At 64.3% G+C, this 25,037-nt stretch carries 18 protein-coding genes; 9 read left to right on the plus strand and 9 right to left on the minus strand.

Features of this window, described 5'->3' with window-relative positions:
• Positions 1-22 precede the first annotated feature (22 nt).
• Genes A0U93_RS06490 through A0U93_RS06500 form a run of 3 tightly spaced genes read left to right on the plus strand, consistent with a single transcriptional unit; the run spans position 23 to position 2,312 of the window.
• Entirely contained in the window at positions 23-505 is a 483-nt protein-coding gene (locus tag A0U93_RS06490; RefSeq protein WP_077806621.1) for a low molecular weight protein-tyrosine-phosphatase, read from the plus strand.
• Entirely contained in the window at positions 502-1,329 is an 828-nt protein-coding gene (locus A0U93_RS06495) for a fructosamine kinase family protein (protein WP_245825129.1), read from the plus strand. Before A0U93_RS06490 ends, A0U93_RS06495 begins: the two co-directional genes overlap by 4 nt.
• Before the next feature lie 50 nt (positions 1,330-1,379).
• Positions 1,380-2,312: a 2-hydroxyacid dehydrogenase gene (locus A0U93_RS06500; protein WP_077806623.1), complete on the plus strand. Its 933-nt coding sequence runs from the start codon at positions 1,380-1,382 to the stop codon at positions 2,310-2,312.
• 27 nt (positions 2,313-2,339) lie between these two features.
• Here A0U93_RS06500 and A0U93_RS06505 read toward each other — a convergent pair whose 3' ends face one another.
• Together A0U93_RS06505 and A0U93_RS06510 are read right to left on the minus strand one after the other, a co-directional pair.
• Positions 2,340-2,795, minus strand: a complete 456-nt coding sequence (locus A0U93_RS06505; RefSeq protein WP_169852708.1) for a nuclear transport factor 2 family protein — start codon at positions 2,793-2,795, stop codon at positions 2,340-2,342.
• Between the two features lie 95 nt (positions 2,796-2,890).
• Entirely contained in the window at positions 2,891-4,507 is a 1,617-nt protein-coding gene (locus A0U93_RS06510; protein ID WP_077808381.1) for a dihydroxyacetone kinase subunit DhaK, read from the minus strand.
• Between the two features lie 163 nt (positions 4,508-4,670).
• On the opposite strand from A0U93_RS06510, the gene A0U93_RS06515 reads away from it, so the two are divergent.
• On the plus strand, positions 4,671-5,519 hold the full coding sequence (locus tag A0U93_RS06515) for an ABC transporter ATP-binding protein (protein WP_077806625.1): 849 nt from the start codon (positions 4,671-4,673) through the stop codon (positions 5,517-5,519).
• Positions 5,516-6,928, plus strand: a complete 1,413-nt coding sequence (locus A0U93_RS06520) for a hypothetical protein (protein ID WP_077806626.1) — start codon at positions 5,516-5,518, stop codon at positions 6,926-6,928. The genes A0U93_RS06515 and A0U93_RS06520 overlap by 4 nt, the downstream gene beginning before the upstream one ends.
• A 19-nt stretch (positions 6,929-6,947) precedes the next feature.
• On the opposite strand, the gene A0U93_RS06525 is transcribed toward A0U93_RS06520, so the two are convergent.
• Positions 6,948-8,030 (minus strand): pyridoxal phosphate-dependent aminotransferase, encoded by a 1,083-nt coding sequence (locus A0U93_RS06525; RefSeq protein WP_211274054.1) that lies wholly within the window; start codon positions 8,028-8,030, stop codon positions 6,948-6,950.
• A 57-nt stretch (positions 8,031-8,087) separates the two neighbouring features.
• On the minus strand, positions 8,088-10,460 hold the full coding sequence (locus tag A0U93_RS06530; RefSeq protein ID WP_211274055.1) for a TonB-dependent receptor plug domain-containing protein: 2,373 nt from the start codon (positions 10,458-10,460) through the stop codon (positions 8,088-8,090).
• Positions 10,461-10,724: 264 nt separating this feature from the next.
• On the opposite strand from A0U93_RS06530, the gene A0U93_RS06535 reads away from it, so the two are divergent.
• On the plus strand, positions 10,725-12,203 hold the full coding sequence (locus tag A0U93_RS06535; RefSeq protein ID WP_077806628.1) for a DHA2 family efflux MFS transporter permease subunit: 1,479 nt from the start codon (positions 10,725-10,727) through the stop codon (positions 12,201-12,203).
• 82 nt (positions 12,204-12,285) lie between these two features.
• Positions 12,286-15,201 carry an excinuclease ABC subunit UvrA gene (gene uvrA, locus A0U93_RS06540; protein ID WP_077806629.1) on the plus strand — a complete coding sequence of 972 codons (2,916 nt, stop codon included), beginning with the start codon at positions 12,286-12,288 and terminating at the stop codon, positions 15,199-15,201.
• A 55-nt stretch (positions 15,202-15,256) separates the two neighbouring features.
• Here the strand turns inward: uvrA and A0U93_RS06545 are convergent, their stop codons facing one another.
• Together A0U93_RS06545 and A0U93_RS06550 are read right to left on the minus strand one after the other, a co-directional pair.
• Positions 15,257-16,354, minus strand: a complete 1,098-nt coding sequence (locus A0U93_RS06545) for a PLP-dependent cysteine synthase family protein (protein WP_245825131.1) — start codon at positions 16,352-16,354, stop codon at positions 15,257-15,259.
• A 2-nt stretch (positions 16,355-16,356) separates the two neighbouring features.
• Entirely contained in the window at positions 16,357-18,513 is a 2,157-nt protein-coding gene (locus tag A0U93_RS06550) for a protein-disulfide reductase DsbD family protein (protein WP_245825132.1), read from the minus strand.
• A 78-nt stretch (positions 18,514-18,591) separates the two neighbouring features.
• Here A0U93_RS06550 and hrpB point away from each other — a divergent pair, with 78 nt between their 5' ends.
• The gene (gene hrpB, locus A0U93_RS06555; RefSeq protein WP_077806631.1) at positions 18,592-21,114 is read left to right on the plus strand and encodes an ATP-dependent helicase HrpB; all 2,523 of its coding nucleotides are present in this window, start codon (positions 18,592-18,594) and stop codon (positions 21,112-21,114) included.
• 14 nt (positions 21,115-21,128) lie between these two features.
• On the opposite strand, the gene A0U93_RS06560 is transcribed toward hrpB, so the two are convergent.
• The 3 genes from A0U93_RS06560 to A0U93_RS06570 all read right to left on the minus strand — a co-directional run bounded on the left by A0U93_RS06560 (position 21,129) and on the right by A0U93_RS06570 (position 23,050).
• The gene (locus tag A0U93_RS06560) at positions 21,129-21,383 is read right to left on the minus strand and encodes a neutral zinc metallopeptidase (protein ID WP_077806632.1); all 255 of its coding nucleotides are present in this window, start codon (positions 21,381-21,383) and stop codon (positions 21,129-21,131) included.
• 125 nt (positions 21,384-21,508) lie between these two features.
• The gene (locus A0U93_RS06565) at positions 21,509-22,039 is read right to left on the minus strand and encodes a cupin domain-containing protein (protein WP_077806633.1); all 531 of its coding nucleotides are present in this window, start codon (positions 22,037-22,039) and stop codon (positions 21,509-21,511) included.
• 90 nt (positions 22,040-22,129) lie between these two features.
• Positions 22,130-23,050 carry a S1/P1 nuclease gene (locus A0U93_RS06570; protein ID WP_245825134.1) on the minus strand — a complete coding sequence of 307 codons (921 nt, stop codon included), beginning with the start codon at positions 23,048-23,050 and terminating at the stop codon, positions 22,130-22,132.
• Positions 23,051-23,459: 409 nt separating this feature from the next.
• Here A0U93_RS06570 and exaC point away from each other — a divergent pair, with 409 nt between their 5' ends.
• The gene (exaC, locus tag A0U93_RS06575) at positions 23,460-24,965 is read left to right on the plus strand and encodes an acetaldehyde dehydrogenase ExaC (protein WP_077808385.1); all 1,506 of its coding nucleotides are present in this window, start codon (positions 23,460-23,462) and stop codon (positions 24,963-24,965) included.
• The last annotated feature ends 72 nt before the right edge of the window (positions 24,966-25,037 follow it).

Below are 25,037 nucleotides of genomic sequence, written 5' to 3' on the forward strand. Positions count from 1 at the left end.
GACCTGATATCGAGGAGCCTCCGTGCCGAAATTACCCAGCTTTCTTTTCGTCTGCACCGGCAATATCTGCCGCTCTCCCCTTGCCGAAGCCGCAATGCGCAGCGAAGCCACGAGACGCGGCCTCAGCCTCGATATCGATTCGGCGGGAACGGGGTCCTGGCACATCGGCGATCCACCCGATCGTCGCGCCCGCGCCACCGCGCAGCGGCACGGCCTGACGATCGACGCCTATCGCGCCCGGCAGGTCGAGCCGGAGGATTTCGAACGTTTCGACCATATTCTCGCCCTGGACGAGAGCCATCGCCGCGCGCTCCTGCGCCTGGCCCCAGACAGCATACGCCACAAGATCACCCTGCTCCTCGACCATGTACCGAATCGCCGGGGCGAGGAAGTCGACGACCCCTATTACGGTCCGGATTCCGGCTTCGAAGCCACATGGCGCGACGTTGCCGAAGCGTGCCGCCACCTTGCCGCCGCCACGCTGGACGAACGCAACCGGTCGTGACCGGGGATACGCTCAACCTGCCGCGCCATGCCGCAGGGCTGCTCGATGGCGTGCTGACGGAAACATCGCCCGTCAGTGGCGGAGATCTGGCGGAAGTCTGGGCGATCGGCCTGCAGGACGGTCGGCGCGCCATCGTCAAGACCGGCCCCCTGCCCGCCATCGAGGCCGACATGCTGCGCGCCCTGCGACAGGCCGGCGCACCCGCCCCCAACGTTCTGGCAGTCGATGACCGGACGCTTGTGCTGGAGCGCCTGCCGGGCGGCGGCACGCTGCCAGCGGCCTGGTCCGATCTCGGCAGCGTCCTGCGACGCCTGCACGATGCGCCGGTCGCCGCTGCCGCAGGGTATGGCTGGGCAACGGATTTCGCATTCGGCACGCTACCGATCGTCAACGGCTGGCACGCGGACTGGGCCCGCTTCTGGCGCGATCATCGCCTGCTGACCCATGTTCCCCATATTCCGACAACGCTGGCGCATCGGCTGGAAGCGCTCGCCCGACACCTGCCGGACCGCCTGCCGGCGCATCCGCGACCCGTCCTGCTGCATGGCGACCTGTGGAGCGGTAACGTTCTGGTGTCTCAGAAACGGATCAGCGGCCTGATCGATCCTGCCTGCTGCATCGGCGCGGCAGAGGCCGATTTCGCCATGCTGACCCTGTTTGCGCGCCCGGACGCCGCTTTCTGGTCCGCCTACGGAGCATTCGACGCAGGCTGGCGCGAACGGATCGCCATCTACCGGCTTTGGCCGGCGCTGGTTCATCTGCGCCTTTTCGGCGGCAGCTATCACGGCATGGTGAGCAGCCTGCTCGATGCAATTCCGCTGTAATCCCTTTCGTTCGACAAAACATTACCGGCAATTTCGAAGGAAGACCGTTCATGCCTGATCGCACCGAAATCCTGATGATCGACCCCATGCCGGCCCCGATCACACAGCGACTGCAAACCTTCTTCACCACGCATCCTTTCTCCGGCATCGACGAACTGGGCGATCTCGCACCACGCATCCGCGGCGTCACCACAGGCGGTGGCAGCGGCCTGAAGCCGGAGATCATGGCGGCCCTGCCCAATCTCGAGGTGATCTCCGTGAACGGCGTCGGCACGGACGCCATTGATCTCGTGGAGGCAAAACGTCGCGGCATTCGCGTCGCCACGACGCAGGGCGTCCTGACCAACGACGTGGCGGACATGGCGATGGCGCTCATGCTCGACACCCTGCGCGGCATCAGCACCGGCGACCGTTTCGTGCGCGCGGGTCAGTGGGGCAAGCAACCCGTGCCGAATTCCCATACCGTGACCGGCAAAAGACTGGGTATCGCCGGCTTCGGGCAGATCGGTGGCGCAATCGCCACGCGCGCCGCGGCCTTCGGCATGGAGATCGCCTATTTCAACTCCCGCAAGCGCGAGGACAGCCCCTACGTGTTCCACGACAAGCTGGTCGATCTGGCCCGGAACGTGGATGTGCTCGTCCTCGCCGTCTCGGGCGGTCCACGCTCCAAGGGTATCGTCAACCGTGAAGTGCTGGACGCGCTGGGACCGAAAGGCTTCCTGATAAATATCGCACGCGGCAGTGTCGTGGATGAGCCGGAACTGCTCGCCGCCTTGCAGGAGAACCGGATCGCCGGCGCCGGACTGGATGTTTTCGCGCAGGAACCTCACGTGCCGGAAGCGTTCTTCAAGCTCGACAACGCGGTGCTTCAGGCACACCGCGCCAGCGCCACGGTGGAGACGCGGACGGCCATGGGCAATCTGGTGATCGACAATCTCGTCGCCTATTTCAATGGCCAGCCGCTCCTGACACCCGTTATCTGAAATATGCGACAAGTCGGGGTGCCGCGCTCATTCCGCGTGGCGCCCCGAATGATACGGCGTGTACTGCGCATGCTCGATCAGCCACACTCCGCCTTCCCGACGGAGGATGAAGCTGGCGATCATCGACCGATGGATGATCCGGCCCTCAAGCGTCAGGTCGAAAGCGAGCCGGACAGTCACGAGATCGATATGTCCATACGGCACAACGCTCGGCATCGACAGGGCGACGGAGGCAGGCACCTTGCCGCGCGGTTCATAAAACCGCAGCACATCGGCGCGCTTGTCCACATCGCCGACCGGCGATATTTCAGTGTAATCAGACGCCATAAGCAATGCCATTTTGTCAGGCTCGAATGCCACTTCGGCTTGCAGGAACTGATGAACGACATCGATGGCCTGCGAGGGCGCCGGCGTGCCAGCATGCGCCGGTAACGCACAGGCAGATACTGACATCAACCCGGCCAGTTTTTTTCGAATCGCCATGTCTAACCTCCTGACGAAAGACATGACGGGTAACTTTACCGTATCGATGACGCAATGACGCCGGATGACAGTTGCGACACCAGTCCAATGGCCCGCTATCCGGCGTGCGTCAGCCCTTCCAGCAACCGCGCAATCGCTTCCGCACCCGGATCGGGGATGGCACGCAGCTGCTCCTCCGGAACATAGGCCGCCCGCCCGGCGCGGGCCGGCATATCGCGCGTCGCATCCGCGCCTTTCCGGGCAGCGGTCGCCGCGCCACCCAGATCGCCCTTCTGTAGCGCGGCAACCGCCGGGATCAGGGCATCGAGCATGGTGCGATCGCCTTCCGACGCCCCGCCATAGTCCTGCATGCGCCGAACGCCCGCCTGCAACCCGGCGCGCCAGTCGTCCTGCTGACCCGCCGCCGCGAACATGATCGACAGGAGAACGCCGCTGGATCCCCCGGCATTGCGCGCCAGCAACCGCCCGATCGTGGCGCAAAGCTGGCGTGGCGAGGCCAGCGGCAACCGGTCGATATCCTTCAGGACCACACGTGCGGATTCGGCGAATGTCGATCCCGCATCGCCATCGCCGATCCTGGCGTCGAGGGCGTTCAGTTCCTTTTCGTTATCCACCAGTATCTTCGCCCCACGACGGATCAGCGCCTCGACCGTCGGGTTTTTCGATGCCGCATCGATGAAGGTCTCCGGCAACGCCGGCACGGGCTGCGTCCGCACAGCCTCGAAAGCGGCGATGCCCGGCCACGCCGCCGGTTCGACATCTGCCTGCAACGCTTCGGTAAACGCGGCAGTCGCGGGAATGGCGGAAAGCGAGAAGCCGTTCATGTCCAGCGAGGTCATCAAGGGTGCCGGTCCCACCACAAAAGCCAGACGTTGCGCCATATCGGTGCGGGAAACAGCGTCCAGAATCGCCTGCGCCTCGATAACCGGCACGGCACCGAGCAGATTGACCATCAGAACCTGCCGATCACCCGTCAGATGCTCCGCCAGCTTCTCCGCCGCCGCCACCACCAGATCATCCAGCCGCGCCATGTCGATCCGTTCGGCACCGGGCTCGCCATGGATGCCAAGCCCCAGCTCCGCCTCACCGTCCTCAAGCCGCGTTTCGTGCTCCGGGTCGTAGACATTCACATCCGTCAGCGCCAGACCGATCGAGGCCGTCGCGCCGATCGCATCGCGCGCCGTCTGTGTCACCGCCGCCAGAGTCGCCCCTTTTTCCGCCGCGTATCCCGCAACCTTCTGCACCAGCACGGTGCCCGCAATGCCACGTGCATTGCCGCCGCGCTCCAGCGCCACGTCATCCGCGACGATCACGAGCTCCACCTTGTGCCCCAGCGCACGCGCCTGCTCGGCGGCGAGACCGAAGTTAAGCCGGTCGCCCGTGTAGTTCTTGACGACCAGCAGGCACCCCGCCTCCCCCGTCACAGCCAGAATGGCCGCGAGAATCGCATCCACGCCGGGTGACGCGAACAACGCCCCGCAAACGGCAGCCGTCAGCATTCCGCGTCCGACGAACCCCGCATGCGCCGGTTCATGGCCCGAACCGCCGCCCGACACGATCGCAACTTTCGACTTATCCCAGTCGCGACGCAGCACCACATGGATGTTGTCGTGACCTTTCAGCCGACACAGATGCGCTCCGGCCGACGAGCGCAGAAGCCCATCGATGGCTTCCGTCACGATGCTGTCCCGGTGATTGTAGAAACGCTTCATGATGCTCCCCGCTCTGGACACGAAAATATCGTCGACGGGATAAACGCCATGACATCCCCGATCGGCGCGATCACCTTCACGCGACCTGCCCCGCAGCGGCACATTGACCGCCAGTCTGCCACCTGCAATAGTTCGTTACTCTAGCGGAAGAACATGGCGGAACATGCGGCAGACAGACCCGATACGCGTCACGCAGATGACGAAAACCATCGGCGAGCGAAACATCCTCGATCGTGTCGATCTCGATATTCCGCCTGGTGAGATCGTGGCATTGCTGGGACCGAACGGGGCCGGCAAGACGACGCTGATCGGCTGCCTCCTCGGCCTGCTGACGCCCTCCGCCGGCTCGATCACGCTGTGGGGCGAGCCGGTCGCCGAACTCAGCCCCGAAACACGCGCGCGCATCGGTTTCGTGCCACAGGCGCTGACGGGCTTCACATGGTTCCGCGTTCGCGAACTGATGGATTACCTCGCCGCCTACCGTGAACGCCCGAACGACCCGGAAGACCGGGTCTGGGAGGAATGGGCAGCGCTCGATCCCGCCGCACGCGTGAAATCACTGTCAGGCGGCGAACGGCAACGCCTCGCCATCGTCCTTGCCCTGCGGTTCATGCCGGACCTGATCATACTGGACGAGCCGGTCGCCAGCCTCGATCCGCAGGCGCGGCACGACTTCATGCGGCTCCTGCCGGAATATGCGCGCCGTCGCGGCGCCAGCGTGCTGATTTCCTCGCATATCATTTCCGATCTGGAGGATATCTCGGATCGGATCGTCATTCTGCGGCGCGGCCATATCCGCCTCAACATGACCATTCCCGAGATCATGGAATCCATCCGCGTCATCGCCGCACCACCACCCGCCGACTGGCCCGTCGAAATCCTCGCCAGCAACGATGACGGCACGACGTGGGTGCGCGGCTGGCGTTCAGAACTCGACATGGCCGCAGTCGAGCATGGCATGGCCGTCGACACCCCCGATATCGAACGTCTGTTTCTCGCGCTGTCCCGATGAAAGATACGTTGCACGCCTTGCGGCTTTATGCCTCGCCGGTCTTTTTCCGCGAAAACGGATCACTGGTGGGTGCGGGTTTCTATATCGTCCTGCTGGCCCTCCAGACCTTCTCTCATCTGCATGATACAAAGCTGTGGCAGCATGGGCATTTCCATCAGCCTACCACGTTGGCGACATGGTGGTGGCTCGCCCAGCAGATGCTGTTCGCGGGCATCGCCAATCAGTATTGGCGGCAGGTTCGCTCGCCACTGTCGTCGCTCTATCCCAGAATGCTCGCAGCGGAATACAGGGCGATCCTGATCGTGCTCGGTTTCGGCATCGTTGCGATGCTGTTGCCGATGCTGCTCGTCGGCGCACCGGCATTGAACGTCGCGGCGCTGGAGGCCGTTTCGCTGCCCATGACGCTCGGCAGCGATATTGCCGGGCCCAGGGTTCTGCGTTCCCGCATGCGTTGGCTGCGTCTCGCACTGATCATGCTCGTGTTCATCATGTTCATGATTCCAAGCATGCAAGACCGGATTCTGGAAGCACCCTGGTTCGTGGCACTCGGACTTATCGTGCTCGGCGCCACACTGGCCTTCATCGAATTGCAGCATTCTCCCGTGCCCGTCGATACGCCGACGGCGACGGCAGACAGCAAGGCGCGCCAGCAGAAACCGGCGCGAACCATCGGCCACCGCCCGGCCGCAGTGCTACGCGTGCTCAGCTGGCAGCCACCATGGACGAGACGCATGCCGGTCCCACAATCGTTCGACGCCACGGCACCGCTGTTGAGCATGCTGGGTATTATATCGCTGACCGTCGTCTTCATGCTGGGCGCGACAGCGTTCAACGCCGTATCCCACCGTCACTGGCCGCAATGGCACGATGCGCTCAGCGGTGCGCAGAGCGTGCCGCGCTTCATCTGCATGATCAGCGCGATGGGCCTGTCGTCATGGCTGCTGTCCCGGCGCGACTGGCCTTTTCTTTTCGTCCTCGGACCGTTCGGCAATCGCGCGGTCTTTACTCGCCGGCTTTATCGCGCGCACGCGTTCCGCGCCCTGCAGACCGTGACAATCACCGCGCTGCTCTCGACCGGCATCGCCTGCGCATCCGGCATGACACCCCTCTCGCGCCTGCCCGCCGCGACGGCGGCCATTGCCTGCGCGATGCTGGCCGCTGCCTACGTCCCGAGCCTGACGGTCTTCGCCACACGCGCGCCCCGGCCGGGCATCACGCAATTCCTCATCACCATCACCTCGACGATCGGCGTGCAGCTGGCGGTCGCATTCTTCCTCGAAACACACCATGTTCCCGTCTGGAGCTGGGCCATTGCCGCCATGATCGTGCCGTTCTGCATCGCGATCGACCGGCTGGCCCCCGCTGCACTCGCCCGCACCGACTGGCCGATCGAACCTCCGGCGCCATGACACCCACGCCGTTGCGGGTTTAGCGCCTGTAGACGTCCCGCAAGGCCGAGATTGTCCTGTCGACCTGCGCATCCGTTCCGATACTGATACGAATCCAGTTTTCCAGCGGCGTGAAGGCCCGGGCCACCACAATTCCTTGCGTGGCCAGCTGCGCACGCGCCTGCGAGGCTGCAATCGGGCTCTCGAAAAAGACGAAATTCGCCTCGCTCGCCGTATGTGACAGATGCAGATCGTCAAGCGCCTGCGTCAGACGCGTACGACTGGCAGCGATCCGCTCACGGACCGTGCGCACCCAGGCCTGATCCGCCAGCGCGGCACGCGCCGCGTCGATCGCCAGACTACCCAATTCGTGCGGATCGCCGAAGCCGGCATCGCGCAATGCCCGCGCCAGCGGTCGCGGTGCAAGCAAATAGCCGATCGGCAGGCCAGCCAGTCCATAAACCTTGTCCAGCGTCCGGAACACCGCGACATTCGCACCGGCGCGCGTCAGCGACACGGCACTTTGCGCCGCCGAGGAAAACTCCAGGTACGCCTCATCAACGATGACCAGCGTCCGCGTCGAGACATCCCGCAAAAACCGCCTGAAATCGCCCGGCGCGTTGATCGTGCCGCTCGGGTTGTGCGGATTGACCAGATAAAGCGCTTTCGTTTCGGCCGTAACGGCGCGCGCCAACGCCGGTAGATCGTTACGCAGATCGGGCCCCAACGGCACGCCTTTCACCGCCGTGCCAGCCGGACGGCCTGCATCCACGAGCGCGCCGTAACCGGGCGTCGAATAGACGAAATTGCCACCACGCTGCCCCGTCGTCGCCAGAAAGAGACCCAGCGGCGCCAGGATCTCGCCCAGGATCACCTGCTCGGTCGCCACCCCTTCGAGAGCCGCAATCTGCGCGACGAGGTCATCCGCCGCACCGGCATCGCCGTATCGGTTGACCGTGACTGTTGCCCGGCGCAACGCTTCGAGCACCTTCGGTGACGGGCCATAAGGATTTTCGTTCAACGAGGCCTGCACCGGCGTGATCGTTACCGCCGCCGAAGCCGGCAGGACACGACTGGCACCGGCTGCCACTGCAAGCGATGCGAATTGTCGTTTCGTTATCATGACCATCGGGCGTGTCTGCCTATCCTGAATTCCGGGAGATGAACCGCCAGCCGACCGTCAGAGGTCGTAGCTGACCTGTGCGTAATAAAAACCGCCATTGACGCCGATCTGGCTGGCCGACCCGTCATATCGTCCTGAGCCGTAATAACCGTTGACGGCAGGAATGCGCGTCGGGTACCGGTTGAAAAGGTTATTGGCGCCGACGGCGAGATGAAGCCGGTCGATGGGCCGGAAACCCAATTCCAGATTCGTGATCCAGCGTGGATGATTCGTGATCGAATTGAAATTCGTGGTCGAATACGCGTAAGGACCGTCATACCACGTCAACGCGTCCGTTGTCTGACCATATCGTTGCTCATGCAGAACGACATCCCAGCGGCCTGACGACGATTGCCAGCGACCACCGAAAATCAGCCTGTTCTTTGGTGTGCTGCCTGTCAGATAGGCGGCAGTCTGCGCATTCAGATCCGACAGGCCGTTCGCCAACGTATTCACATGCCGGATGGATGTATCGTTCGCGTTGAAGGAAACGTCCCAGTCGATGCGTCCGAACGATTCCCAGCGTGTCGTGTAGGTTGCCGTGATGTCGAGGCCCCGCGTGCGTGTTGCCGCGGCATTGGTGAAGAACGATGCCGAAACGTCATCCGGCGTCAGGCTCGACGATACGGCAATACCTTGCACGCGCAACGCCGCCAGTGCCGCATCGCCGGAAATTCCGGGCCCACTGACGATACGGTCGCGGATATCGATCTGATAGGCGTCCAGGGTCAGATGCAGATGCTCGATCGGCGAATATACCACGCCGGCCGTGATGTTCGTCGCATGCTCCGGCTTCAGCGGCGTGGCACCCAGCAGGCGCGCGGCCGCGGAGTTCGCGGCCAGCGTGCCACTGGCACTTTCCGGCCCCACGGCCAACGCGCTGTAGTACTCGTTGGCAAGGCTTGGCGCACGCGTGCCTGTGCTGAACGTGGCGCGAACCGCCAGATTCCGCGTGATGTCATAACGCGTCGAGGCCTTGCCGTTGAATGTATCGCCGAAATCCGTGTAGTGCTCGTAACGCCCCGCCAGATCCGCCTGCCAGTCGCGGGTCAGATGCGCCGAGAGATCGAGATAGGTGCTGTAGACGACACGCGAATGCGGCCCGGCATTGGATGGCAGAAGCCCCGCCTGCGCCTGGCTGCCGCCGTAGAGATAGGAGGCGGAACTGCCCACGCCGGTGCCGTATGTCTCGAAACGATGCGCAACGCCGGTGGCGATCGTCAGCGGACCAGCCAGCAGCGGAACATGCACATCCCGGCTCAGGTCGAATGTATTGTTGAGCTGCGTCGTGGAATAATCGGCCAGATGCACCGAAAGCGGCGTCGTGCCGGTGGCGGCATACAGACCGAGATTGGCCGTGTTGTTGAGGTTACTGTTGATGTAATCGCCGCCGTAATTCGATGACAAATCCCAGCGCCACCCCAGCAGGTCTTTGCCACGCAGGCCGATCGCAGCGGAGAAATCGTTCTCGGTCGCCGTCTGCTGCGGCGTAAAACCGTTCGGATAATATTCGGGCAGCCGCGTCGGCACGCGATAGACCTGCGCGATTTCGGTGAAACGATGCGCGTATGTTTCGGTCGTATACGCCTCGATTCCGTTGGCGAAGGTATAACCGCCATTGATCGCGAAGTCGTATCGCGTCGTCGCCGGATCGCCGACCACGCGCAACGTATGCGCGTCGGTCCGTTCGTCGATCCCGCTGCGGTTCGTATGATCCTGATGACGATAATCGAAGCTCAGATCGAGAAATCCCGACGACCCGATCTTCAGTCCTTTCTGCGCCCCTGCCTGCGCCACAAAGCCGTCACCCTCATATGTCTGGCCGATCTGGCTCCGCGCCACGCCGCCGTGATCCGAGGATTTGAGGATGATGTTGACGACACCCGCAATCGCGTCGGACCCGTATTGCGCGGCCGCACCATCCTTCAGAACCTCGATATGGTCGATCAGCTCCGGCGCGATCAGGTCGATATCGGTCGGCGTCGCGGAATCCGCGAACCCATCGGTATAGAGATAGGACGAATTATGCCGTCGCTTGCCGTTGACGAGCACAAGTGTCTGGTTCGGATTAAGGCCGCGCAAGCTGATGAAATCCGTCGGCGCCCCATCGAACTGCCCGACGGCTGGCCGCGTCACGGATGGCAACAGTTGCTGCAACGCCGCCGTCACGTTCGTCTGGCCGGTCCGGGCCTGCTCGCTCCCGGTGACGATATCGATCGGCGAAAGGCTGTCGCGCGCCTTCTTGTGGGTCTCGCGCGTTCCGGTCACGATCAGGCTTTCGTTCGTCGTACCGGTATCCGGCGCCGCGATCGCACCGGGCGCGGCATAACAGAAAGGCGTCGCCAAAGCGCAAAATCGCATCAGGGCATACCGTTTCGGCTGGCGCTTCATGACGTGCTTCCACTGCTCCTTTCGAGAACACCACGAAAGGGCGTTGCCGGGCCAATCAACGAATTTCGTTGGTGTTTCGTCTCCTATTCGAAATTAAACCACACTTCAATGGGAATTTTATCTTTCATACTGTATTCTGTCGTCTTTTATGAAAACCACTGCTCATCACGCCTTTTTTTGCCGTCGATCTGTCGCAAGAAATTTGCTGCCTCAGAACGTTTTGCGCCTTACCTTTCCCTTCATGTGCAATAAATCCATTCATCCATGAGCAGTGAGAGCAACGCCGCCGAGGTAGCGAGCGCCCCACCCACCCTTGACTCAAAAGTCCTGAAGATTGCCGCCGTGGTGGTGCTGGGATCGATCATGTCGATCCTGGATACGACCATCATCAATGTGGCCATCCGCGATCTGTCGCAGCATTTCCATGTCGGCATCAACACCACCCAGTGGATCGCCACCGGCTACATGCTCGCCCTGGCCGCCGTCATTCCCCTTACCGGCTGGGCGGCGGACCGTTTCGGCACGAAGCGGCTCTACCTGACCTCCATCGCGCTGTTCCTGGCGGGCTCCGCGCTTTCAGGCGCGGCATGGTCGATGAACACGCTCATCCTCTTCCGCGTGCTACAGGGCCTGGGCGGTGGCATGATCATGCCGGCAGGCATGACGATCCTCTCCCAGGCGGCCGGCGCGCAGCGTATGGGGCGCGTCATGGGCATCGTCGGCGTTCCAATGCTGCTCGGCCCGATCGCAGGGCCGATCCTCGGCGGCTGGCTGGTGGATAACGTCTCATGGCGATGGATCTTCTTCGTCAACCTGCCCATCGGCGCCATCGCGCTGCCGGTCGCCCAATATGTTCTGGCGCCGGACAAGCCAGGGCCGCAGCATAAACTCGACTGGCCCGGCGCCCTGATGCTTTCGCCGGGGCTGGCCGTCTTCGTGTTCGGACTGGCGGAAATCACCGCCGCCGGCTCGCTCGGCAACATAGGCGACGACGCCTGCCTGATCTCGGGCGCGATCCTGATCGTCGGCTTCGTCCTTCACGCCGCCCGACGCACGGATGCCCTCATCGATGTGCGCCTGTTCGCGCGTCGTCCCGTCGCCGCCTCCGCCCTGACGATGTTCCTTTTCGGCATGGCCTTCTTCGGCATGACCCTGCTTCTGCCGCTTTATTTCCAGATCGTCCGGCAACAGACTCCCTTTGGCGCAGGCATGCATCTGGCAGCGCAGGGAATCGGCGCCATGCTCGCCATGCCGCTGGCGGCGCGTCTGACGGACAGTATCGGTGCAGGCCGGATCGTCCTCGCCGGCCTCGGCACGGTGGCCATCGCCATGGCCGTGCTGAGCGACGTCCACGCCGACACGGCGCTCCCCCTGCTGGAAGGCGCCCTCTTCCTCAACGGACTCGGCATGGGCTGCGTCATGATGCCCTGCATGAGCGCCGCGATGGCCCAGCTTCAGCGTCACGAGATCGCCCGGGCCACCAGCGGCCTCAACGTGCTGCAACGCGTCGGCGGTTCGATCGGCACGGCACTGCTGACCGTCATCCTGGCCCATGAAATGACGCGCGCCGGTGCTTCCGCGCATCCCGGCGCCCAGACCGCCCCGACAGCCGACATGCTTCCGGCCATCAGCCACGCCTTCGGCCACACTATCCGCTTTTCACTGGGTGTCATCATCCTTGCCATTCTGGTCGCCATGCGCCTGCCGATGCGAAAAACCACATCGGAGGCGGAACGGCAGTAGACAAAACCGGAACTCTCCCCAAATCTGAAGGCCGCGTCGCGCGTAGAACACCGTGACATCCTCTTCAGACCTGCCGGAACCGATGCCCGATTTTTCTCAACACGCCATCCGCGTCCGTGGCGCGCGCGTTCACAATCTCAAGAATATCGACGCCGATATCCCGCGCGATGCCATGACGGTCATCACCGGCCTGTCGGGTTCCGGCAAGTCGTCGCTGGCATTCGATACGATCTACGCGGAAGGACAGCGGCGCTACGTCGAGAGCCTTTCCGCTTATGCCCGGCAGTTCCTGGAACTTATGGGCAAGCCAGACGTGGACTCGATCGAGGGCCTGTCTCCGGCCATCTCCATCGAACAGAAAACCACGTCGAAGAACCCGCGTTCGACCGTCGGCACGATTACCGAAATCCACGATTACATGCGCCTGCTCTGGGCGCGTGCGGGCGTACCCTACTCCCCCGCGACCGGCCTGCCGATCGAGGCGCAGACGATCAGCCAGATGGTCGACCGCGTCATGGCCATGCCGGAAGGCACGCGATTGATGCTGCTCTCCCCGGTCATCCGCGACCGCAAGGGCGAATACCGCAAGGAACTCGCGGAATTGCAGCGCAAGGGCTTCGCCCGTGTGAAGATCGACGGCGAACTCCACGATATCGCCGAGGCGCCGAACCTCAATCGCAAGCTGCGACACACGGTCGAGGTCGTCATCGACCGTATCGTCGTCAAGGAAGGGATCGAGTCACGTCTGGCCGACAGCTTCGAGACCGCCATCAATCTTTCCGACGGCCTCGCCTATGCCGAGGAGGTCAAACGCGACGGCGACGCCGAACCACCGGCCCATGTCGTGTTCTCCGCCAAGTTCGCCTGCCCCGTTTCCGGCTTCACGCTGGAGGAGATCGAACCGCGCCTGTTCTCCTTCAACGCGCCGATGGGCGCCTGCCCCGTTTGCGACGGCATCGGTACCGAGACGCATTTCGACGCGCATCTGGTCGTACCCAACGAGAAACTCTCCCTCGACGAAGGCGCGATCGCCCCTTGGCAGGATGCCAAGAGCCCCTGGTATGACCAGACGCTGCAAGCCCTCGCCAGGCATTTCGGCGAACGGATGGACACGCCCTGGGCCCGGCTGAAGCCCGCGACACGGGACGCCATCCTCAACGGCACCGAGGATTCGGTGGAGTTCACCTATCGCGATGAGCGTCGCGCCTATTCCATCAGCAAACCCTTCGATGGCGTGCTGAACAATCTGCGCCGCCGCATCGCGGAGACGGACAGCGTCTGGGTGCGCGAGGAACTCTCGCGCTACCAGTCCGCCCATCCATGCCACGCCTGCGGCGGCGCGCGCCTGAAGCCGGAGGCACTGTGCGTCAAGGTCGCCGAGCGCAACATCGCGGAAGCCTCCGACCTGACGATCCGGCGCGCCCTGGAATGGTTCTCGACCGTCGAAGCGACGCTGACGCCGCAGCGCGCCGAAATCGCCCGGCGCATCCTGCGGGAGATCACCGACCGGCTGCATTTCCTCAACGATGTAGGGCTGGACTACCTGACGCTCTCCCGCGGCTCCGCCACGCTGTCAGGCGGCGAAAGCCAGCGCATCCGCCTGGCTTCGCAGATCGGCTCCGGCCTGACGGGCGTGCTCTATGTTCTGGACGAGCCGTCCATCGGCCTGCACCAGCGCGATAACGAACGCCTGCTCGGCACGCTGGATCGTCTCAAGCGCCTCGGCAACACCGTCATCGTCGTGGAACATGACGAGGACGCCATCCGCGCGGCCGACTACCTCATCGACATGGGACCGGGCGCGGGCGCGCGTGGGGGCGAAGTCATTGCCGTCGGCACGCCGGCCGAAGTCGCCAAAAACAAAAAGAGCATCACCGGCGATTACCTCTCGGGCCGCCGCGCCATTCCCGTGCCCGAACAGCGCCGAGCTTTCGACCGCGAACGGGTGCTGACCCTGATCGGCGCGAACGGCAACAACCTGCACGATGTCACCGCACGTTTTCCCCTCGGCTGCTTCATCGCCGTCACCGGCGTTTCGGGCGGCGGCAAATCGACCCTCGTGGTCGATACGCTCTACAAGGCGCTTTCCCGCCAGCTGATGGGTTCCGGACAGACGCCGCTGCCCTATCGCGGCATCGAGGGGATCGAGCATCTCGACAAGATCATCGACATCGATCAGTCGCCCATCGGTCGCACGCCACGCTCCAACCCCGCGACATACACCGATCTGTTCGCGCCGATCCGCGACTGGTTCGCCGAACTGCCGGAGGCCAAGGCGCGCGGCTACAAGCCGGGACGCTTCTCCTTCAACGTCAAGGGTGGTCGTTGCGAGGCCTGCCAGGGCGATGGCGTGCTGAAGATCGAAATGCACTTCCTGCCGGACGTGTTCGTGACGTGCAGCACCTGCAAGGGCCAGCGCTACAACCGCGAGACGCTGGACGTGAAATTCCGGGGCAAGTCCATTGCCGATGTCCTGGCCATGACGGTGGACGAGGCCCTGCCGTTCTTCCACGCCGTGCCGCGCATCCGCGACCGGCTGGCGATCCTGCAACAGGTGGGCCTTGGCTACGTCGCCCTCGGCCAGCAGGCGACGACCCTTTCCGGCGGCGAGGCGCAGCGCGTCAAGCTCTCCAAGGAACTCGCCAAACGCGCGACGGGCCGAACCTTCTACATCCTCGACGAACCCACGACCGGCTTGCATACGGAAGACGTGCGCAAGCTGCTGGAAGTACTGCATGCGCTGGTCGAGCAGGGCAATACCGTGCTGGTGATCGAACACAATCTGGAGGTCATCAAGACGGCGGACTGGCTGATCGACATCGGTCCGGAAGGCGGCGAAGGCGGCGGTCGGATCGTGGCGGAAGGCACCCCGGAAGATATCGTGGCGACACCCGCCAGCTACACGGGGCGCTTCCTCAAGCCGTTGCTTCCCGTCGCCATCGCGGCACCGAAGAAGAAAGCGCGCCGGACGAAGGCCGGCGCCAGGGCGGACGCCTGAGCCAAGGCGTCCGAAAGCCTGACGCGGGCGCACGGCATATGACCGGGCGCCCGCGTCAGGCCTCGATCGGCATGCCTTCCCCGAGGAAGGCGCGGAACTGGTTTTCAACCGGCGCGATGTCGAAGCCCCCGGCCTCCAGCCAGTGGTCGTTGAAATACGTGCCCTGATAACGATCGCCGGAATCGCAGAGCAGCGACACCACCGAACCACGCTCGCCGCGCGCCGCCATGCCCGAGATCACACGGGCGCAAGCCCATGCATTGGTGCCGGTCGAACCGCCACAGGGACGGCCGATCCACGCCGACAGGACGCGTGCCGCCGCCAGACTCTGCACGTCGTCGATCACCTCGCATCGGTCGATCAGCGCGGGCTCGAAAGATGCCTCCACGCGCGGGCGACCGATTCCCTCCACCACGCTGCAACACCGCTCGACATGCCGCACCAGCGGATCGTTCAGATGGCGATGGAACACGGAACTTGCCGGATCGGCGAGGCAGAGCCGGGTGCCATGTCCCCGATAGCGGATATACCGGCCGATCGTGGCCGACGTGCCGCCCGTGCCCGCACCGCAGACGATCCAGCCCGGTATGGGATCGGTTTCCAGCGCCATCTGGCGATAGATGGATTCCGCGATGGAGTTGTTGCCACGCCAGTCCGTCGCGCGCTCGGCATAGGTGAATTGGTCCATGTAGTGGCCGCCAAGTTCTTCGGCCAGACGCAGGCTTTCGTCATGCGCCTGCGCGGCCTCCGCCACCAGATGGCAGCGCCCGCCATGAAAACGAATGGCTTCGAGCTTCTCCGGCGATGTCGAACGCGGCACCACCGCCACGAACGGCAAACCCAGCAAACGCGCCAGATAGGCCTCCGAAACGGCCGTGGACCCGCTGGACGATTCGATGATCGTCGTCTTCGGCCCGACCCAGCCATTGCACAAGGCATAGAGGAACAGCGAACGCGCCAGGCGGTGCTTGAGGCTTCCCGTGGGATGGGTGGACTCATCCTTCAGATAGAAGGATATCCCCGCGAAGCCCGGCAAGGGCACACGCAGCAGATGCGTGTCGGCGGAACGGTTGAAATCCGCCTCGATCTTCTGAACGGCACGATTGACCCAGTCGCGCTCCTGACCCGTCAGCGCAAAGCTTTTTCCACCCACGATTATCCTGCTTTCCCCTGTAACGTTGCCAGAACCAGTCCCGGCGACAGGATCTGCGGCAGAACCTGCCCATCGCCATGCGGCGGGTAATAGACGTAGAGCGGCACGCCGTCACGACCATGCGCGCGCAAATATGCGCCAATCGCCTCGTTCCGGTTCGTCCAGTCGCCTTTCATATACACGACGCCCCTGTCCCTGAACGCCGATTGCACGGCGCCCGTATCCAGCGCCACGCGCTCGTTGACCATGCAGGTGATGCACCAGGCCGCGGTCATGTCGATGAAAACAGGTTTGCCCTGCGCGCGCGCGGCATCCAGACGCGCCGTGGAAAACGGCACGATACCGGCCTGCGCGGTGGTGGCCTGCGTGGCCGGGGGTGCGACCGCATCCGCCGGTCCCGTGGCCACGCGCGACAGCACGACGAACGCCAGCGCAACGGTCACGACCGCCAGCACGCGGGAGAACACCACGCCGCGCGTCGGCCCATCGATCATCGCACGCCGCTGCGCCATGCCGAACAACCACGCGGCGAATCCCAGCGCCACGGCACCGCCGGTCGCCATCGCCACGACATCCGCCCCGCGCTGCAAGCCGGCCACCCAGAGCAGCCATACGCAGGTCGCCAGCAGCGGGAATGCCAGAAACTGCTTCATGACACTCATCCACGCGCCCGGACGCGGCAGACGGGACGCAACCCCCGGAACACCCGCAATCAGCAGATAAGGCGCGGCCAGCCCCAGCCCCATGGCCAGGAAAATCGCAATCCCCGCCCAGGCCGGGCCGCCCAGCGCCGCCGCGATGGCCGCGCCCATAAAGGGCGCGGTGCAGGGCGTGGCCACGACGACCGCCAGCAGGCCGGTCAGCACATCGCCGCCCAGTCCGGATTTCGGCACGATATCCTGCCCGATTCCGCCGGTCGTGATCTCGAAGACACCCAGCAGGTTCAGCGCCATAGCGAACAGCAGCCAGCAGACCGCCACGACGAAAACCGGTGACTGGAACTGAAAGCCCCAGCCCGCCGCCGATCCCGCCGCCCGCAGCACCAGCATAAGTCCGCCCAGCAGCGCGAACGTACCCATCACGCCGCCGGAATAGGCCAGGGCGCTTCGCAGGGCCACCTGCCGCCCCGCGCCGCCCATCTTCGCAACGGACAGCGCCTTCATCGCCAGCACGGGGAACACGCACGGCATCAGGTTGAGGATCAATCCGCCGAGGAAGGCGAACAGCAACATGCGCGGGAGGCTCGTCGCCGGGGCCGCAATCGGAGCCGCAACCGGGGCCGCCGTCGCGGCATGGACCGGGGTCGAAGCCGCGGCACCCGCTCCCGGCCTGGCGTCGATCCAGAGTGAACTGCTCTGGTCGGCGGCATCCTGCAACACGACAATGCCGGACATGTCCCCGTCGTGCTTCACGCCCTGCATCCATTTCAGGTGCAGCGCCAGACGCCCGTCCGTCACCTCGAATTTCTGCGGCGCCACCTGATCGATCACACCTGTCGTGGCAGGCATGAACCACGCCCGCTCCACCGATTGCGGTGACAGGCCCTGCCCCGTCAGGCTCAGCGTCCCGTCCGCCGCGATACTGGCCGCGAAAGGCGAAGGCATGGGGCGCGCGGCGGCGGCGCGGGCGAAAATCGCGCCGTCTTTGCCAACGCCGGGATCGTTCGGCGCAGCGGGCAGCGCCAACGTGAAATCGCCGCTCTCCGGCACGCAGGTCGAGGCGCAGACCAGCCATTCCGCATGCGCCTTGAGCGTCGCGCCCCCATTGCCATGCAATGTCAGGGCCTCCGGCAGCAGGACATCCCCCGTATAGGCATAGGACATGAGCCCGCCTTCGGAGATGCGCACCGGCGTCGGCCAGTCGATCCTTTCCGACTGGCCCCGACCGTCCGCCGTCACTTTCAGGGTGGGCGCCTCACCCGCATCGCCGGGGTTGAGCCAGTAGGTATGCCAGCCCGGCTTGAGCTTCAGGTGCAAGCCCACATGCAAGACCTGACCCGGGCCGATGGCATCGCGGTCCGACACCAGTGTCGCCACGTCGTGATCGGACGTCACGGGCGTGCTTTCGGCCGCATGCGCCGTCCCGCCCCATGCCAGGGGGCACAACGTCAGGGCAGCGAGCGCTCCCGTCAAAAATCCACGCAAGGACATGTTTCCCATCACGACAAAATCCAGTTCCACAAAGCGTCGGCGCCGAAGGTTTGCGCATTCCCGGTCCGTCGCGTCATACACGGATATATGAACGCCACGCCCGCTTCCACCAGTGTCTTCGTTTTGCCGGACCTTCCGGTTACAGCCGCACTTCCCGAATTGGAACGCGCGCTCGCCAGTGGCCGCAACGCCGTGCTGGTCGCGCCGCCCGGTGCCGGCAAGACGACATTGGCACCCCTGTACCTGCTTCAGGCCCCGTGGCGCACGGACGGACGCATCGTCGTCGTCGAACCCCGGCGCGTCGCCGTGCGCTCGGCCGCCCACCGCATGGCCTCGCTGCTGGGCGAGGAAACCGGCGATACCGTCGGCTTCCGCACACGCACGGATTCCGCCGTCTCGGCCAGCACCCGTATCGAGGTGGTGACCGAAGGACTGCTTCTGCGCCGCCTGCTGACCGATCCGCTGCTGGACGGCGTGGCCGCCATCCTGTTCGACGAAGTGCACGAACGATCGCTCGATCTGGACACCGCGCTGGCGTTCGCCCTCGACCTGCAACGCAGCTTCCGCCCCGAACTGCGGCTTGTGGCCATGTCCGCCACGACCGATGGCCGCGCCTTCGCCAGCCTGCTGGATGGCGAACTGATCGAAAGCGAAGGCCGCCAGTATCCGATCGATATCCGCCATGCGAAACGCGATATCGCCGCCCCGCGTGAACTGGCCGACACCATGGCACGCGCCGTTCGGGAGGCTTTCGAAACGGAACAGGGCGATATCCTCGCCTTCCTGCCGGGACTTGCGGAGATACGACGCGCCGAACGCGCCCTGGCCGACCTGCCGGCCCTCGTCCTGCCCCTGCATGGCGAACTCGCCACCACCGAACAGGACCGCGCCCTGCGCCCCGCCGCGCAACGCAAGATCGTGCTCGCGACGTCCATTGCCGAAACGTCGCTGACCGTGCCGGGCGTAAGGGTCGTCGTCGATGGCGGCTTCCATCGCACGCCGCGCTTCGATGCCGGATCGGGCCTGTCCCGACTGGAGACGCGCCGCATCTCGCGTGCCACCGCCACGCAACGCGCAGGCCGTGCGGGACGCGAGGCACCCGGCATTGCCATCCGCCTCTGGACGGAAGCCACGGGGCGCGCCATGGCCCTGCAGGACCCGCCCGAGATCCTGAACGGGGATCTCGGCGGTCATCGACTGGACGTCGCCGCCTGGCGCGCGGCAATGGGTACTCCGCCCGATGCCCTGCCCCTGCTGGACACACCACCCCAGGGGGCCGTTCAGGCCGCCGATGCCCTGCTGCGCGATCTCGGCGCGTTGGACGGTGCGGGGCATATCACGACGACCGGGCAGGCCATGGCCGTACTCGGCGCGCAGCCCCGGTTGGCCGCCATGCTCTGCGCCGCCCGCACAGCCGCCGAACAGGCCACCGCCGCCTGCCTTGCCGCCTTGCTGGAAGAACGCGACCCCCTGCGTCCCCGCCCGGCGCCCGGACAGCGCGCCATCACGCCCCCCGCCGATATCCGGGCGCGATTGGCGCTGATCGCGGGCGACGACCATGCCCCCGACGCAGACCGCGCCAGTCTGGCGCGCATTCGCCAGTCCGCGCAGCGTTATCAGCGACGCCTCCGCCTGAGTGGTCGGCTGGCGCCCGATCCCAATGCGGCCGCGGCCCTGATCGCCGCCGGCTTTCCGGACCGCGTGGCGCAGTCGCGTGGCGAACCGGGGCGTTACCGGCTCGCTGGCGGCGGCAGCGGACGCGTCGCCGCGAACGATCCGCTGGCACGCCATACGCTCCTTGCCGCCGCCGCGCTGCATGTGCGGACCGCCACCGACATCACGCTCGCAGCACCTCTGGACCCGGAGAACCTGCCGCGCGCCCTGATCGACCGTACGACGGAGCAGGTGGAAACGACACTCGACAGCACGACGGGAAGCATCGTCGCCCGCAAGCGCCTGCGCCTCGGCGCGCTCGTCCTGCGCGACCGGAACGTCACATTGGCGCCTGAGGAAGCCGCCACCCTGCTGTTGGCGCAAATCCGCGGCGACATCACCGGCACGCTGGACTGGACCGACGCCGCGCGCCAGTTCCAGGCCCGCCTGCTCCTCGCCCGCCAGCATCTCGATCCGGATATCCCGGACTGCGGAGACGAAAGACTGGCCGCAACGGTCGACGACTGGCTGGCGCCATACCTGTCGGGCATCACACGCCTGACGCAGGTCAAGGCCCTCGATCTCCTGAGCATCCTTCGCGCGCGCGTGCCTTACGACACGCTGATGCAGATCGACCGGACGCTACCGCCGGCGCTGGACACACCGGGCGGGCGCCTGTCCATCGACTACACCGCCGTCACACCCACCGTATCCGCCCGCGCGCAGGCATTCTACGGCATGCGCGAGACGCCCCGACTGGCGCACGGCAAGGTGCCGATCCAGTTCTCCCTGCTATCGCCCGCCGGGCGACCGCAGGCCATCACGCCGGACATCGCGGCCTTCTGGCAGACCGGCTGGCCAGACATGCGACGCGACATGCGGGGTCGCTACCCCAGGCATGACTGGCCGGAGAACCCGGCCGATGCCACACCGCCTCGCCCACGCGGCGCGCGTTGAGGCGGACGACGGCCCTAGCGCGGTGCCTGCGTCGTCGTATCGGGCTGGTTCGGGTTGGCGGTGGTCTGGGTGGTCGTCGTGGTCTGGCTGCCACCGAAAAGATTCAGCGCCTGCATCGGGCTGACGCCGAACCACAAGGCCAGCAGAACGACGATGATGATCCCGACGATACCGATGCGACCGCGCGCATTGCCCAGTGTCGACATCGTCCCGCCGCCCGTGGCGTTGTTGTTGGACAGGTTACGGTTGGGATTGTTCGAACCGGACATCGTTACTCTCCTCATCACCATGCGCCTAAAGACGCGGATCCGAAGTCGAGACGCCATGCCCGGTGAATAGTTGCGCCGGCATCCGAGCGAAGCAGGCGCGACGATATATTCCTTGTGCGATACCGTCAGTGATACTGGCAGGGGGCGCCGATCGTGGGCGGATTGGCGGACTGGATCACCATCAGCGTCACCGGATCGTCGCCGACATTACCCGCATTATGCCCCTTCTTTCCCTTATACGGTCCGCTGGGCATCGGTCTTACGTCCTGATCCTCGCCCAGCAACACATCGCCCTGGTTCAACACGATCTTCTGCCCGTCCATGCTCTGCACCCACCAGCTGCCATGCAGCGGGATGATCCATTGCGGCTTCGGGTCCGGATGCCATGCGCCGTTCCAGTGCGCGGGCTGGACCGTGAACATGATCGTCGCCGTCTGGGGCTTCATCGGATCCTGCCACTGCGGACCGGCAGGCGGCGACATGCTCTTGAGAAAGAAATGCGTCACCTCGCAATCGGCGAGATGGCTGATGCCGTCCTTGTCGGTCCAGAGATGATGATAATGCCGGACCGGATTGGGCGGATCGTCCGCGCGCGCCGCGTGGCCTACGCCTGTCGCAACCAGAAAGCTCAGGAGATACGCGGCGCGTCGTAACATGGGCGGTCGATCCTTCTTGCGGCGGAAAAGCGTGTCATGCCGCTAACGCCGCATATCGGGCGAAGGATCGTTCCCTGACGACAAATTATGTCAACCGCCCTGCAACGCCGCGTTGAGCACGGCCGCCAGACGCACGCCCGCCTGTTCCAGACGAAGCTGCATGATCGGCCAGACGATCGTCGTGTAATCCTGCCCCAGATCCGCACCGTGCCACTGCGGCAAGGCGCCATAAGCCACGCTGCGTGCCAGCGAATGACTTTCGTCGACCCAGTTGATCGTCGCATCGCGCATCTGCTGCGGCGTGAACCCGGCAACCCAGTAGCTCGTCTCGTCGGGTGTGATCTGGCGCGACAGGATGTCGGCTTCTTTCCGCGCCGCCGCGAAATCGATGCTGTAATGCGGCCCGACGTGCAGATCGGCCTGACGATCGATCACGCCCTCATCCCATAGCGCATGCAGGTTCATGTGGCCGTTATGGTCGCTGCCGAAATAGGTCAGCCGGACGTCGTTGCCGCCCTTGTCGTGGTCGTGCTCCGCGGCATGCAGGGGCTGATGCAGATCGCCGATCAGATGCACCACCCATTTCAGTGCCACCAGACGCTGCTGCGGTGACGCATGCACATCCGCGAGAACCGCCTCTTCCATCGGCAGCTTCTCCGTCACGCAATTCGTATCGGGGCAATCGCGTGACTGATCGTAGGCGGGATAGGCGACGTCGATATCCACATAATGCCATTTGAGCGTTTCCGGCATGCCGCCCTTGCTCTTGGGCACATGACCGATCGTATCCGGCCAGGAAGCGACCTGATCCAGACCATGGTTGCCTTCGAGCGCCAGCAAGGCCGTTGCCGCCTTCGCGGCCTCGGGCGTCAGACGATCCTGCGCGATATCAGCGACGATGGCGTGCCCGTACGGCCCCCACGCCCGCGCCTGCGGCACAAGGGCCGAAACGCCGAGACCGAGAAACACGGCCGGAAGAAAACGGGAGCGACGCAGCATCGAGTCATCCATGATAAAATTACACCGGTTTCCGCTGTGTCATTGTTCCGCCGGAATCACAACCGGAATCACAACCGGATGTTACCTGTCACAAAAACTCGATATCCCTGAATCGGCCAGGCGCTTATCCATTGATATGCCATGATTTCCCGAAACGGGAAGCGGCACGGCCTGCCATCATAACCAACCCGTGATGCACCGCTCCGTTGCGCCCTGGCAGCCTCCCAGCGTAGAGGACTCGGCCATCGCCAGAAAGTATTCGGAAAAATAGCTGGCGACGACATGAATAGGGCCGAAGTACGATAATCAACGCCGTCTATTCCATTTCAAGTCAGCCAGTATCGACCAGAACGGCGATTATTGAACACCGACCCTCGACATGCCCGCTCCGACGTCCGCAACCTCAAGGGTCGCCCATATCATGTCCGCATCCAGTCAAGTTCCGCCCTTCAAACCCCGCTACGAAAACTATATCGGTGGCGAATGGCGCGCGCCCGTCGAGGGCCATTATCTCCAGAACCCGTCGCCCATCAACGGGCAGGTTCTCTGCGAAGTGCCATCCTCCACCGCCGCCGATATCGAACTGGCGCTGGACGCCGCCCACAAGGCCAAACATTGCTGGGCCGCGACATCGCCCGCCGATCGCGCCCTCGTGCTGCTCCGCGCGGCCGACCGCATGGAACAGAATCTCGACCTCATCGCCCGTGCGGAAACATGGGACAACGGCAAGCCGATCCGCGAGACACTGAACGCCGATATCCCGCTCGCCATCGACCATTTCCGCTACTTCGCCGGCTGCATGCGTGCGCAGGAAGGGGGCATCAGCGAAATCAACGAAACGACGATCTCCTATCACTTCCATGAACCGTTGGGCGTGGTCGGGCAGATCATTCCCTGGAATTTCCCGATCCTGATGGCCTCGTGGAAGCTCGCCCCCGCGCTGGTGGCCGGCAACTGCGTGGTTCTGAAACCGGCGGAGACAACGCCCGCGAGCATCCTCGTGGTGATGGAACTGATCGGCGATCTCTTTCCGCCCGGCGTCCTGAACATCGTCAACGGTCTGGGCAGGAACGTCGGGGCGGCGCTGTCGAACAGCGATCGTATCGCCAAGATCGCCTTCACGGGCTCCACCGCGACCGGCAAGATGATCGCCCACGCCGCCGCCGAGCACATCATTCCCGCCACGCTCGAACTCGGGGGCAAATCGCCCAACGTCTTCTTCGCCGATGTCATGGACCATGACGACGACTACCTCGACAAGGCGCTGGAAGGCTTCACGATGTTCGCCCTGAACCAGGGCCAGATCTGCTCCTGCCCCAGCCGCGCCATCATCCATGAATCGATCTATGATCGTTTCATGGAGCGTGTCCTGCCCCGCGTGAAGGCGATCCGCCAGGGCAACCCCCTCGATCCCGAGACGATGATGGGCGCGCAGAATTCGAAGATGCAGGAGGACAAGATCCTCGGCTATATCGATATCGGCAATCAGGAAGGCGCCGAACTGCTGATTGGCGGAGCGCGCCCCGATCTCGGCGCGTCCCTGAACGACGGTTTCTATGTCCAGCCGACCGTCTTCAAGGGCAACAACAAGATGCGCATCTTCCAGGAGGAGATCTTCGGCCCGGTGCTGAGCGTCACCACGTTCAGGACCGAGGAAGAGGCCCTGGCCATCGCCAACGACACCGAATACGGCCTTGGCGCCGGCGTCTGGAGCCGTGACGCCAACACCTGCTTCCGCATGGGGCGCGGCATCCAGGCAGGCCGAGTGTGGATTAATTGTTACCATGCCTACCCTGCCCATTCGGCATTTGGCGGGTATAAGAAGTCAGGCATCGGTCGGGAAACCCACAAAATGGTTCTCGACCATTATCAGCAGACCAAAAACATGCTGGTAAGCTACAGCGAGAAGAAGCTCGGCTTTTTCTGAGCGACGTGGCCGGGGCGCGCACCATGCGCCCCCGGACTCAACCGCGTCGCCAGCCGGGAAACGTGGGAGAGT

Source organism: Neoasaia chiangmaiensis (assembly GCF_002005465.1).
GTDB classification, from domain to species: Bacteria; Pseudomonadota; Alphaproteobacteria; order Acetobacterales; family Acetobacteraceae; genus Neoasaia; species Neoasaia chiangmaiensis.